The organism is Gemmiger sp. An194 (assembly GCF_002160145.1).
GTDB lineage: Bacteria > Bacillota > Clostridia > Oscillospirales > Ruminococcaceae > Allofournierella.
Window position 1 is genome coordinate 38794 of the sequence record NZ_NFKA01000009.1, and the last position, 13334, is coordinate 52127.

Genomic DNA, 13334 nt, shown 5'->3' on the forward strand with positions numbered 1-13334 from the left:
GTTGTTTACGTTATGCGAAGGGAACGCTTATTGTTCGTTTTTGCCGCGGCGGCGGAGGAGTTCCATCGCTGCCAGGCTTGCGGCGGCGGTAACCGCCACTGCAAACGCGGCCAGCATTCCGGCATCGCCGGTCTTGGGGCTGCTGCCCTCCGAAACCACCGGCACCGGAGTAGCCTCCGGAGCAGTGGTGCCGCTTCCGTTTTCGCTGCTCTCACCGGAATCGGTCTTCTGCTCAACCCAGCCCAGACCGATGGGAGAAAGGCTCTTCACCACAAAGCGGATACCGGTCTCGGTCTCGTATACCTGGAGCGTTTCCACATCACCGGGCTTGGAATTGCCCTGTGCGGCGGTGAACATATGGGTCACCACAAAGTCGTGGGTCTTGCTGCTGGTTCCGTCGGGGTAGGGCAGCTCCACCACCACGCCGTCAGCAGGGAAGTTTTCATCCGAAACAGGAATCCACTGGCCCTGGCTGTCCTTGGTCATCAGGGTGATGTCGTAGACCTTCATGGCGTCGGACTTGAGGCCGGACAGCACGCTCGCCGCCACCCGGTACAGCTCGGCAATGATTTTTTCCGGGGTATTGAAGGCGGTGTTCTTCAGGCCGTCGGGCACGCTGGTGATACCGGGCTGAATGCTCAGTCCCTGCTCGCCGGGGGTCGGCTCCGGGGTGGGCTGGGGCTTCTCGGTGGGCTGCGGCTGAGCCTGTTTCACAGTGATGGCCAGCTGCACGCTCATGCCCTGCCAGCTCACGGTGATCACATCGTCGTTTACGGTCAGTGCGCCGCTGGGTGCCCAGGTGTAATCGGTCACCTGCTTGGAGGAACCGTCGCTGTAGGCAGCGGTGATCTCCATACCGGCGGGATCGAAGCACTCGCCCTCCTCATACACCGTTTTTGCAGGCTGCGCAGTCACAGTGATGCCGGTAAGAACGGGCTCCGCGGGAGCGTCGCTCACATTCACCCATACGGGGTTGGCGTAGAAGCTCAGATGGCTGTAGTTGTAGTCGTTGATGTAGTCAAAGCGGGCAGGACGGTCATTGGTCACCTCCCGCTCGTGGGTGACGGGGTCACCGTTGGCATCCACCTCGCTGCTGGACAGACCGCGTACACGGAAGTACATGTCCGCATCCGCCTGGGTGGTGTAGGTGAGGGTGTAGTAGCCATCCTCGCCCAGTGCCTTTTCCAGCTCGGCCTTGTCAAAGCTCCTTACGATGCTGGCGTCGGTGTTGGCCGTGCTGGAGTAGTCCTCCTGCGCCACCTTTCCGGTCACATGACCCATGATCAGGTCCACATGGTCCAGATCAGGGGTGTTGTCCACCTGGATGCCGGTGTCGGTGCCGAACAGGCTCTCGTAGTTGTTGTGCTCGGGGACCTTGAAGCGGATGGTCACGGTCACATCCTGACCCTCGTACACATCCAGATCCTGGCCTATGGCGGCGCTGCTGCCGGCACCGGAAACCGTGAAGCTCAGGTCCGAAATCAGCTCGCCGTTCACCGCGTAGCTGTTGCCGGAGCGCATGCCCTCCACCACGTCGCTGAAGGCAAACTGCTGGTCTTCGCCGGGCTCTACCCAGGTCCAGTTGCGGGAGAACTCGCTGGCCCAGTAGCCGCTGGAATACTGCTCGTTGGAGCTGATCTTGAAGTGGAAGTCGGAGTTGGTGAAGTTGTAGAAGCGGCGGCCCTCAGACAGCAGGGCATCCCACACGCCGCCGGTCACGGCGATCATCTCGTCCGCACCGGCGCGAATGTCGTCGGCGGGCAGCTCACAGGAGGGGTCCAGCTGGTTGCCGGGCATGCCCTCAAAGCCAAACACCACATCGGGTGCGATGTCGTTCATCACGCGCAGATTCTCGATGGTCACCTCGCCGTTATCCACCACATCGTTACCGTTGTTGTGGCGGGAGGGATGGTTGGGCAGGATGAAGCTGTCCGGGTAATTTTCGGCCACCCACTGCACCGCTGCATAGGTGTCGTTCACATCGCTCTTATCGTTCTGACGGGGACCGTACAGGGCCTCCTCATCGCCGAAGAAGCGGTCGGCGCTGGTGTCGTAGCTGAACAGCCACTCAAATTCCCGGATACCCTGGAAGGGAACCGTACCGGTTTCATCCAGTAGAGCCACGCTGGCGTGGTCCAGATTCATCATATCCCATTCAAAGCCGGAATAGATCAGCTTATCCTGGTACTTGCCCTGGGCGCGTAGGGATTCGATCTCCCGCTGCTGGGCGCCAATAGCGCTCCAGCGGGCAGTCTCATTTGCGGTGCCGTCCGGGTTGCGGGGGGAGTTACGCAGATGGTCGGCCAGCATGAAGTAGTCGAAGGCCTCGCCATACTGGATGTTATCCACCTTGGCCTCAGCAGGCATTTCCTCCAGATCCTCACGGAATGCCGCATTCAGGGCGTTTTCCACCGTGATGTAGGGCTCGGAGGCATCGCTGGACTGGATGCTGTGGCTGTGGTATTCGCCGGTCATCCATTTGCCCTCGGTCTGAGCCTCGGGCTCCTCCTTGGCCATACCGGCAAAGCGGGTCTCGAAATCGATGGCGATCTCGCCCTCGTTGCCGGGGCCGGTGAGGAAGTTCACATCAAAGAAGCTCTTTTCGCTCTCGTCCAGGCTGGCGGCATAGGGGGAGTAGATGGAGTAGTAGATCTTGTCCGCGTCCTCGTCAAACTCCAGATAGCGCAGCCAGCCGTTGCCGCCGTTGTAGGCAAACTGCAGGTCCGTGAGGATGGAGATCACATCCTGGCCCGCATCGTTCTGCAGCACCTCCACGCCGGAGCCGTGGCTGTGACCACCGACCATCATAAAGACCTGGGGATACTTTTTCACGATATCCCACAGCTTCTGGCCCTCGCTGCTCAGCTTGATGGCGCTGGGCTGGGTGTCGGAGCAGTTCTGGATGTCGTGTCGGGTCACGATTGTGGGGCAGTTGGGGTACTTCTGCAGCATGGATTCAAACCATTCCAGCTCACCGCTGGTGGGGTTCCAGCTGGTCTTGCCGCCCTCGCAGGCCAGCGACATGATCATGTAGGTATAGCTGCCTGCATCCACGAACATGGCGCCGCTCCAGGCCTTGGGGGTCAGATAGGAGCTGGTGAGCGTCATATATTCCTTGCTGTCCTGGCCGAAGTAGTGCCAGTAACTGGAGCCGTTGCCCGCCCAGTTGTCGTGGTTGCCGGGCTGCACCAGGAACTTCATGCCCGCCTCGGGCAGCTGATAGAAGATGTCCTTGGCGTTGTTGTACTGCACGGCATCGCCGGAATCATCCACCACGTCGCCCAGGTGAACCACTGCCTCGATGTTCAGTGCATCCGCGCTTGCGATCAGCTCGTCCACCGTGGCATCCATCACGTCCGGGCGGTACTCCACGGTGTTCTGTGTGTCCGGCATCAGCACGATGTTGTAGTTGTCCTCATCGCGCAGCTGGTAGGTGGCATTGCTGCCGAACTCGCCCACATAGTCTTCGGGATTGGGCACCAGCCAGTCGCTCTTTTCCAGAGCAACACCAGTGATGCGGATCTCCTGCAGGCTGCCCTGGAGGAATTTGTCCAGGCCGTTCCACCAGCTGGAGCCGATGCGGAACCGGCCGTCGGCAGGGTCGGCATACATGCCGTCCATGGCGTCGTTCACATAGTCACGGAAGGCCTCGCAGCCGTTCACGTAGGTGGCGATCTCGCTGCCGTCGGACACGATGGCGATGTGGTACCACACGCCGCCCTCGTCCATGCTCACGGACCAGGCCGCGCTGGACATGGAGTGGTTGCCGTCCGCATTGCCGGTGATGAACTGGATCTCCTTGCAGTTGGAGATGGAGGCATACATGGTGCCCTGCTCACCCTCCGGGTTGCCGCCGTTCTGACCCTGCCGGGCGATCAGGCTCATCCAGGAATCCGCGGCAGTCCAGTCCTCGGGGAAGTAATAGAGGAACTCCATGGTGTAGCCCTCTTCAAACTCCTGGCTGTTGATGGGAGCGCCGTCCACGGTGATAAAGTCCACGCCGGTCTTTGCGGCGCTGTCGCCGTTGAAGACCATGCTGCCGCCCTGGCCGGTCATGCTGTTGCCGGAGAAGCTCAGGTACTGGGTCCAGTCGGCGGAGCCGTAGGTTTCCATCCGCAGATCGTTGCCGTTGCCGCTCTGATCCTTCAGCACCAGGTCGCCGCCCGCAATGCTGCCGGAGGCCACACTGCTCTCGTCAAATTTCCAGTCCGCAGCCACCGGCAGCTCGCTCGCCTTGGTCTGGCTGGCCTGTACCGGCAGCTCGGCGGGCGCGGGGGTCTCGGTGGGTGCAGGGGTTTCCGTGGCCACCGGCACTGCGGTGGGCGCGGGAGTTTCGGTCACTGCGGGTGCCTCGGTCGCCGCAGGGGTTTCGGTCGCTACAGGGGTTTCGGTGGGCACCGGTGTCTCCTCAGCCGGGGCTTCGGTTTCCGCCGGGGTCTCGGTAGCCATGGGAGCCTGGGTGCTCTCCGGGGCCGGGGTGCTGACCGCCGGGGCGCTGGGAGCCATGCCGGAAGTCGGCTCCTGTGCAGATGCGCCGGGCAGCACGCTCAGCAGCATCAGGCCCGCCAGAACAGCCGCGCTGCAGCGGCGGGCAAGGTTTTTGATCCATCTGTGATGCATCATGTTCCTCCTTATGATCGGTGTGCTTCGATTCGCTGTTTTTTTCATCGTCCTTTGTCGGAGCAGATATAGTTTATCTTTCCTGCGTTTTTTGCTCTATCACATTTTCAGCAAATTTCTGTAAAGAAAACCGAACATCGTTTCAGCAAACCGCTTTATCAGCCGCGTGCTTCAGCGCTCTGATTTATGCATTTTTTCACTCTCATCAACATTTCGCCACTTTTTCGGTGGACGCCGCACTATTTTTCATTTATATTTTTCTGTTGATGTAAAAAAACCGGGAAAGACCGCTGGTCTTTCCCGGTTTCCATTTGTTGTGATTATACCCGGTGCACGCACTTGCCGCCCACATAGACGGCCTTCACCGGAATGCTCTGGATGGCGGAGGGCTCGGTGGTGAAGGGGTCCTGCCCCAGCACCACAAAGTCCGCCAGATAGCCCGGAGCGATGCGCCCCTTCTCGTTCTCCTCAAAGGAGGCATGCGCCGCGTGGATGGTGTAGCTGTCGATGGCCTGCTGCACCGTGAAGGCCTCCTCCGGACGGTAGGGACCTGCGTCGCCCTTCAGGGTGCTGCGGGTCACGGCGCACTGGATGCAGGCCAGCGCCCGGGGCAGCTCCACCGGGCAGTCGGTGCCGCTGGACACCCAGACCCCCGCGTCCATCAGGGTGCGGAAGGCGTAGCTGGTGGAGGCCAGCTCCTCGCCCACCCGGTCGGTAACCATGTGGATGTCGTAATCCAGGAAGATGGGCTGGGCATACACATGCAGGCCCATCTCCTCGATCTTTTTCAGCTGGTCGGGGCGGGTGATCTGGCAGTGCACCACACCATGGCGGTGGTCCGCCCGGGGATGCTCCGCCAGCGCTTTCTCGTAGGCTTCCAGCACCCGGTCCAGGATGCCGTCGCCGATGGTGTGCACCGCCACCTGCATGCCGTGTTCGTTGGCGCAGCCAACCAGATCGTCAAACTGCTGCTGGGTGTAGATGGCGATGCCCCGGTAGCCGGGCTTGTCCGCGTAATCCCGGCTCAGGTAGGCGCTGCGGGCGCCCAGAGAACCATCGCCCAGAATCTTCAGCGGGCCCACCTTGACCCATTCGTCGCCCCAGCCGGTGTTATATCCCTCGGCAAAGAACTCCTCCAGCGCCTTCACACTGGTGAGCTGGGCCTGTTGGTACATGCGCACGGTCATCTTGCCCTCGGCCTCCAGCTGGGCATAGGCCTCCATCACCTCCCGCCAGTCCACGGTGGCGAAGGCGTCGAAGTCGTCGGTCTGGCAGGAGGTCACGCCATAGGCGTTCAGATGCTTCTGGGCATCCAGCAGCATGGTCTTCAGATCCTCCACGCTGGGCTTGGGCAGCTTGGAATACACCAGCTCCATGCCGTTTTCCCGGAATACACCGTTGGGCTGGCCGTCCGGCCCGAGCTCAAAGCAGCCGCCCTCCGGCTGGGGGGTGGCGGCGGTGACGCCGATCATCTCCAGCGCCTTGGTGTTCACCACGCAGGTGTGGCCGCAGGTGCGCACGATGCACACCGGATGCTCCCGGCTCACCTGGTCCAGATCCTGCCGGGTGGGGAAGCGCTGTTCGTCGGTGAAGTAGTCGTGATTCCAGCCGCGGCCCCGCACCCACTGACCGGGCGCAAAGTTCTTTTCCTGCAAAAAGGCGCGCATGGTGTCCAGCACCTCGGCCAGAGAACCGGTGTGGCTGGACAGGTCCGCCACCTGCAGCGCGTAGCCGTAGTTGAGCAGATGCATGTGGGAATCGTTGAAGCCCGCGCAGACGAAGGCCCCCTCCAGATCCACCACCTGAGCGTCCGGTCCGGCCGCCAGACGGGCCTGCTCCGCGCCGCCCGCAAACACAAACCGGCCGTCCTCCACCACAAAGGCCTCGGTCAGGGGCAGCTGACCGGTGTAGACCCGTCCGTTTTCATAAAGAGTACGCATAAAAAGTTCCTCCATTGGTCAAAAGCCGGGGCCCTTTTCAGAAAGGCCCCGGCCTGCATTGCTCTGCGTTTGATTATTTCCGGGCAGCCTTTTCCATTTCCAGAGCTGCCTTCACTTCGGGCTTATCCTCGTAGAAGATGGCCATGTTCGGGTCCACCTGACCGATGTGCATGTAGCGGGCCTTGTAGTCCTTGAGCAGCTTGAAGTACTGGCCGGACAGAATCAGGATCACCGCCACGTTCACGAAGGTGGGGATGCCGCTGGTGATGTCCACCAGGGTCCAGATGCTCAGATCGCCCACATAGATCAGATAGAGGGCCAGCAGGAAGGGGGGCACCGCGTAGAAGTACTTGAACATGAGCAGCAGGTACTTCTTGACCTGGGGATGGTTCTTGGCCAGATGGCGCAGCACCACTTCGTAGTAGGCATACCAGCCGCCGGAGGTGGTGACCGAGAACACCACCATGATAAGGGTCAGGATCACGGTGCCGAACACACCGAAGTTATGGGTGAATACATTCAGCGCCAGGGTGGCGTTGGTGGCACCACTGGTCCACTCGCCGGAAACCAGCACGGTGAGGGCGGTGATGGTGCAGACCACGAAGGTGTCCACAAACACCTCAAAGGAGCCCCACAGACCCTGCTCTACCGGGTGGCGGGTCTGGCTGGAGGCGTGGATCATGGGGCTGCTGCCCCAGCCGGCCTCGTTGGAGTATACGCTGCGGGCCATACCGGTGGAGATCACCTTGGACACGCTGGCACCCGCGAAGCCGCCCAGCGCGGCAGAGCCGGTGAAGGCCTCGCCGAAGATGGCGCCCAGGGTGGGCAGCAGGTTGTCCAGATGCATGAGGATAACGATGATGCCCAGGATCAGGTAGGACAGGCTCATGATGGGAACCAGCTTGGTGAGGATCTGGCCCAGCTTTTTCACGCCGCCCCAGATCATGAAGTACAGAATCAGCACGATGATCAGCGCTGCGATGGCCTGGGGAATGCCCAGAGACTGGGCCACCACCTCAGAGGTGGTGAAGGTTGAAGCGCTGATGAAGAAGGTGGAGAAGATGCCGATGCCGAACACAAAGGCCAGCGGCAGCCACAGCTTGCCCCAGTGACGCTCCTCGCCAAGGCCCCGCTCCATATAATAGGTGGGGCCGCCGTAGGGTACGCCGTTTTCATCGGTGCGGCGGTAGTACACCGCCAGGGTCACCTCCACCTGCTTGATGAGCATGCCCAGGAAGGCGGTGAGCCACATCCAGAACACCGCACCGGGGCCGCCGGTGGTCACAGCGGTGGCCACGCCCGCGATATTGCCGAAGCCCACCGAGCCGCCCACGGCGGTGGCGATGGCTTCGTAGGGAGTGAGCAGGCCCTTTTCATCGGCGCTCTCATCGGTGCGGTGGAACAGCCGGCCCAGGGTACGGCTGAATATATAGCCCAGGTGACGCACCTGGAAAAACTTGGTGCGCAGGGTGAAGTACACGCCGGTGACGATCATCAGAATGATCAGCGGCGGGCCCCAGATGATGTTGTTCAGGGCATTCAGAAAGTTCGACATGATGTTGTGATTCCTCCTTTGTATTCCATCGGATACCATCACAACCACCCGTCACGCCCCGACCATGCCGCAAAAAAAGAGGGGCCGCGACGCCGGAATTTGCATCGCCGCCCCCCTGTGAAAGAACGGAACAAAACCCCAATAGCGCCACCACTTTGTTCAAGTGAGAGTGCGCCGCCCACTGGACGACACCCCAACAAACACCCCGCTGCCGCGCGGAAATCTGTTTCGGCAAACCGCCTCTTCCCGCAAAGATCTTTGGCCGGCAGGCCTCCCTTTGCGGTACCATACGGTTTGCGCCTCTATTGTGTGGTATTCAATTTCCTTTCCTATCATAAAACGGCGGTGTCGGGTTGTCAACCTGATTTTTCTTATTTTTATTCATCTTTTGTGCATTTTCAGCCGTTTCAATCAGCGGGAGGCCGGGTCAGGCTGTTTTGCCTGATAGATCCAGCTCCCTTCCAGCATCTGGGCAGTGAAGATAGCGCACCAGTCATACCCCTTCACGCCGGTGGGTTCCTGGGTCAGGCAGAGCTGCCAGCTTCCGTCCTCCTGCTGCCTCAGCCAGGACACCCGGTACAGAAAGCCCACGCCGTCCATCTGCGCATCCTCCCAGGGCAGCTCCAGCGCCTGCCAGCTTTCGCCTCGGTCCGGGCTGTAATAAAGGTCCGGCCAGTTGTTTTCGCCGGAGGTCTCCACTGAGATCACCAGCGCGCCTTCGGCCCCGGCCGCCGCACCGCAGATGGGGTAATGACCGTCCACTTCGGCGGGCAGGGAAAGCGCTTCAAAGCTCTCGCCGCCGGGGGAGCAGCGGAACAGCTGGGTCTTGCCGCCGGCGCCCATGCTCCAGTCGCAGCCCGCCGCCGCATAAAGGGTGCCGTCCGGCGCACCGCACAGCACTCGCCGGTCCGGCTTATGGGGATAACTGTCCATGGCCTGCTCCTGCCAGGTGGTGCCGCCGTCCGGGCTGTAGACGATCACCGGCAGATTCCCGCCCAACACAAAGCCCACCGGGCCGTCCGCCTGGGGGGAGATATACCAGCTGCTGCGGGTCACTGCAGTGCAGGTTTCGATGCATTCCGCCAGCAGGCCCTCGAACCGGCTGGGCAGGGCGCTCCAGTGCTCGCCCCAGTCCCGGGTGTAGAACAGGTGGCCCTCGTTTGTGACCCGAATGTCTGTTTGTTCATACAGCTGAGGATTGCCCAGCCAGCGGGTTTCGTCCGCCGGGGCAAAGCAGAAGCGAGCAGTGCGGGTGCCTGCCCGGTCCTCATCCCCCGCCTGGCGCACGGTGAGCATCCAGGTGGGGGAGCCATCCGCCTTGCCGTATTGCCCCGCCTGGTACAGGGCCAGATCAAAGCCCTCCGGGGCCGCCGTCATGTCCACTACGGTCTGACCGCCCTCCGGGCGCGAAAAAGCGGTGAACTCCACCAGGAGCGGCGTTCCCCGGGCCATCTGCAGATCGTCTTGAGGCAGGGCGCGTAGCCGCTCGGCCACCAGCTCCAGCCGCAGGTTGGGATTTTCCGAGGTGTCCGCGCCGGATTCGGCATCGCTGTCCATCCGGGTGCCCACATTGTTCACATCCTGATGCAGCCGGCCGGTGACTGCGTTCCATTCCATCCGGTACCCCTGGAGAAGCTGACCGTCCCGGTAGGCGTACAGATCCGCCTCCATGGTAAGGGGCAGACCGTCCGTGCCCAGAGTCAAAGCCAGAGAATGCAGGTTCCAGCTCAGGTTCTCCGCGTCCTCCAGGCCCTGGCGCAGCCATTCCTCCAGCGCATCGGTGAAGGGGCCGAAGCCCTGCTCCATCAGATCGTAGGCTTCCAGCTCCACCCAGCGGGGCTCCGGCGTGGGGGCAGGCTGGGACTCGGACCGGGCCGGGGCGGAAAACAGCTGTTCGATCTGCCACAGCGCCTCGCTGACCTGACCGGCAGCCCGCTCCAGCAGAGTACAGCCGGTGAGGCTGACCGCCAGCAGCAGGCAGAGCGCCGCTGCCATCCATCGTTTCATTCCTCGCATCCCTCCTGTTTGCATCTCCATTCGCCTTTATGATACTGCGGGCAGACCGCCCCGGCAAGCCCCGAACGATTTGGCAAAATGGAAAAAGCCGGATGCACGCAGCAAAAGCGTGCATCCGGCCTGATTGGGTTTTGTTTGTATGCCGTATCCCGTTTCCGGGCGGGTCCGTAATGGGTGTCAGCGTACCTTGCTGAGGAAAATCCGGTGCGTACCTATTTGCGTACCGAACCCGGCTGCCGGTCGAGTCCGCTCAAAAACCGCCGGCGGTGCGGGGGAAGGGCAGAACGTCGCGGATGTTGGGGATACCGGTCAAGTACATGATCAGGCGCTCGAAGCCCAGACCGTAACCGGCATGCTTGGCGCTGCCGAAACGGCGCAGATCCATGTACCAGGTGTAGTCGGTGCAATCCATGCCCAGCTCTTCCATGCGGGCCTTCAGCAGCTCGTAGCGCTCCTCACGCTGGCTGCCGCCGATCAGCTCGCCCACGCCGGGCACCAGCATATCGGCCGCGGCAACGGTCTTGCCGTCCTCGTTCTGGCGCATGTAGAAGCTCTTGATCTCCTTGGGATAATCGGTCACGAACACCGGCTTTTTGAAGATCTGCTCGGTGAGGTAACGCTCATGCTCGGTCTGCAGGTCGGTACCCCATTCCACCTTGTACTGGAACTGGTCGTTGTGCTCCTTGAGCAGCTCCACCGCGTCGGTGTAGCTGACCCGGGCAAAATCGGCGTTCACCAGAGCGTTCAGGCGCTCCAGCAGACCCTTGTCAAAGAACTGGTTGAAGAACGCCATCTCGTCGGGGCAGTGCTCCAGCACATAGCCGATCACGTACTTCACCATGGCCTCGGCGTTGTCCATGTAATCGGTCAGGTCTGCGAAGGCCAGCTCGGGCTCGATCATCCAGAACTCAGCGGCGTGACGGGGGGTGTTGGAATTCTCGGCGCGGAAGGTGGGACCAAAGGTGTAGATCTTACCAAAGGCCAGAGCCATGGCCTCGCCCTCCAGCTGACCGGACACGGTCAGGTTGGTGCTGCGGCCGAAGAAATCCTGGCTGAAATCCACCTTGCCGTCCTCGGTGCGGGGCAGGTTGTTCAGGTCCAGAGTGGTCACGCGGAACATCTCGCCCGCGCCCTCACAGTCGGAGCCGGTGATCAGCGGAGTATGCACATACACAAAGCCGTTCTCCTGGAAGAACTTGTGGATGGCATAGGCCGCGGTGCTGCGCACACGGAAGGCCGCCGCGAAGGTGTTGGTGCGGGGACGCAGATGGGGCATGGTGCGCAGGAACTCCACGCTGTGGCGCTTTTTCTGCAGAGGATAATCGGAGGGGCATACATCCAGCAGCTCCACGCTGTCGGCGTTGATCTCCAGAGGCTGCTTGGCGCCGGGGGTCAGAACCACGCGGCCCACGATCTGCATGCTGGTACCCACGCCGGCCTTGGCCACTTCCTTGTAGTTTTCCAGCTTGGCAGCCTCGAACACGATCTGCAGGTTCTTGAAGCAGGTACCGTCGCTCAGCTCAATAAAGCCGATGTTCTTGGAATCCCGCACGGTCTTGGCCCAGCCGCACACGGTCACGGTGGTGCCGTCCGCCGGGGGTGCGCTGAACAGCGCCTTGATGTCGATGCGTTTCATGTTTTCTCTCCTTTAGCAATGAAAAATCCGGCAGCGATCCCGTCCTTTCTTAGGACGAATCGCTGCCGGATCCGCGGTGCCACCTAACTTGCCGCCTGATCGCGGCCACCTTTCACGCTCAAAAATAAGCGCTGCGGCTTAACGCGCCGCCCACGGCTCACCCTACTGACCGTTGCCCGGCCAGAATCCGGCGGGCAGGCGTTGGGGCTGCAGCTCCAAAGGGTTCGTTCAGCAGGTCCTGTGCGCGCGGCTTGCACCATCCCGCGCTCGCTGGAGCCAGGGCTCCCGCTTACTTTTCTTTTTCTCAGCCATTGTAATTGGTATTTTACCCCCGCCGGTCGGGTTTGTCAACGGCCAAACGCGCCTATTGCCCGCCAAACAGCGCCGCCAGCGCCTGCCCCACCAGCCGGCCGGAATATTTGGCCTGCTCCAGGGTGTTGCCGTGACTGCCGATCTCAATGAGCAGGCTGCCGGTGGTCAGGTCCTGGTTGTAATACCGGTAATCAAACAGCACCGGCCGTGTCAGGCCCGGATACCGGCTTTCCATGGCATTCTCCCAGGCAGCGGCAAAGGCCAGGTTCTGCTGAAAGTTGGGCAGGTTGCCCCCGTTGTCCGCCCCGCAGATGATCATCACCTGGGCGGCGGTCTGGCCGTCGATCTCGGCCACCGCGCTCACCCGCTGGCCGCTGGCGGGCTCGATGGCATCCCGGTGCACATCCAGCACCACCTTGATGCTGGGATATTGCTCCAGATAGGCCCGCACGGTTTCATTGCTGCGCTCGTAGCTGCCGTTGTAGCTGGGATAATCGTGAAGGGTGGTGTCGTGCAGGGTCACGATGCCCGCCGCATTCAGCTGGGCGACGATCTCCTCACCCACCGCCGCCATGTTCACCGCAAGGTCGGTGCTGCGGCAGGTAAACTCCGGGTCGTACCAGTCCTTCTCCTCCAGCTCATAGGTCTCGGTGGTGTGGGTGTGCATGATGAGCACCTGGGGCTCGCTGCTGCCCGGCTCAACGGAGAAGGGCAGCCCCCGGGAAGCCGCATCCGCCACCTGGGCGGCGGAAAGGCTGGTGCAGTTTTTGATGGTGCCCGCTCCGCAGGGAATGTACAGCCCGCCCTCGCCCTGTTCATAATGTTCCGTCACGATCTGCCCTGCGTTCTCCGGCCGGGGCTGGGGCTGAGCAGTGGGCTGCGGCACCGGCTGCTCGCTGACAGCGGGCGGCGGCTCGGATGCAGCCGCCTGCTCCGGCGCGGCGCTCTGGGCCGCCGGGGCGGGGGTGGGCTGCGGCGAGGGCGCGGCCTCGGCAGCAACAGGCCGGGCGAGCGGTTCCTCCTGCGCCAGCTGACGCACCGCCTCCAGCGCTGCCGCCGGGTCCGCCAGGGCAGCGCCCGCCACCGTAAGGCTTGCGGTCACGCTGGGCGGGCCCAGCTGTCCGGCGGCATTCCAGGCCAGTACGCCCACTCCTGCCGCCAGCGCGCCCGCGCCCAACCGGCGCAGCCAGCTCGATCGACCCATGCCGCCGCCCCCTTTCCGTTTTGAGTCCTGCTCAAAGCATATGCACCCGGG

At 62.1% G+C, this 13334-nt stretch carries 6 protein-coding genes and 1 riboswitch; all 6 genes read right to left on the bottom strand.

Annotated elements, in window-relative coordinates; genetic code table 11:
- Positions 1–27 precede the first annotated feature (27 nt).
- The gene (locus B5F28_RS07435; RefSeq protein WP_087294852.1) at positions 28–4620 is read right to left on the bottom strand and encodes a LamG-like jellyroll fold domain-containing protein; all 4593 of its coding nucleotides are present in this window, start codon (positions 4618–4620) and stop codon (positions 28–30) included.
- A 320-nt stretch (positions 4621–4940) separates the two neighbouring features.
- Positions 4941–6560 carry an amidohydrolase gene (locus B5F28_RS07440; RefSeq protein WP_087294854.1) on the bottom strand — a complete coding sequence of 540 codons (1620 nt, stop codon included), beginning with the start codon at positions 6558–6560 and terminating at the stop codon, positions 4941–4943.
- A gap of 73 nt (positions 6561–6633) precedes the next feature.
- A complete protein-coding gene (locus B5F28_RS07445) occupies positions 6634–8115 on the bottom strand; it encodes an alanine/glycine:cation symporter family protein (protein WP_087294856.1) in 1482 nt (493 codons plus the stop codon).
- Positions 8116–8249: 134 nt separating this feature from the next.
- A riboswitch (Lysine riboswitch) is annotated at positions 8250–8428 on the bottom strand.
- Positions 8429–8526: 98 nt separating this feature from the next.
- A complete protein-coding gene (locus B5F28_RS07450) occupies positions 8527–10122 on the bottom strand; it encodes a beta propeller repeat protein (RefSeq protein WP_143424709.1) in 1596 nt (531 codons plus the stop codon).
- A 259-nt stretch (positions 10123–10381) separates the two neighbouring features.
- Entirely contained in the window at positions 10382–11767 is a 1386-nt protein-coding gene (gene asnS, locus B5F28_RS07455) for an asparagine--tRNA ligase (RefSeq protein ID WP_087294860.1), read from the bottom strand.
- 364 nt (positions 11768–12131) lie between these two features.
- Positions 12132–13283, bottom strand: a complete 1152-nt coding sequence (spoIIP, locus tag B5F28_RS07460) for a stage II sporulation protein P (RefSeq protein WP_087294862.1) — start codon at positions 13281–13283, stop codon at positions 12132–12134.
- Positions 13284–13334: the final 51 nt, after the last annotated feature.

Coding starts and splice junctions, on each gene's coding strand:
- asnS (WP_087294860.1), bottom strand. CDS start 11,767: ATGAAACGCATCGACATCAAGGCGCTGTTCAGCGCACCCCCGGCGGAC.
- B5F28_RS07445 (WP_087294856.1), bottom strand. CDS start 8,115: ATGTCGAACTTTCTGAATGCCCTGAACAACATCATCTGGGGCCCGCCG.
- spoIIP (WP_087294862.1), bottom strand. CDS start 13,283: ATGGGTCGATCGAGCTGGCTGCGCCGGTTGGGCGCGGGCGCGCTGGCG.
- B5F28_RS07435 (WP_087294852.1), bottom strand. CDS start 4,620: ATGCATCACAGATGGATCAAAAACCTTGCCCGCCGCTGCAGCGCGGCT.
- B5F28_RS07450 (WP_143424709.1), bottom strand. CDS start 10,122: ATGAAACGATGGATGGCAGCGGCGCTCTGCCTGCTGCTGGCGGTCAGC.
- B5F28_RS07440 (WP_087294854.1), bottom strand. CDS start 6,560: ATGCGTACTCTTTATGAAAACGGACGGGTCTACACCGGTCAGCTGCCC.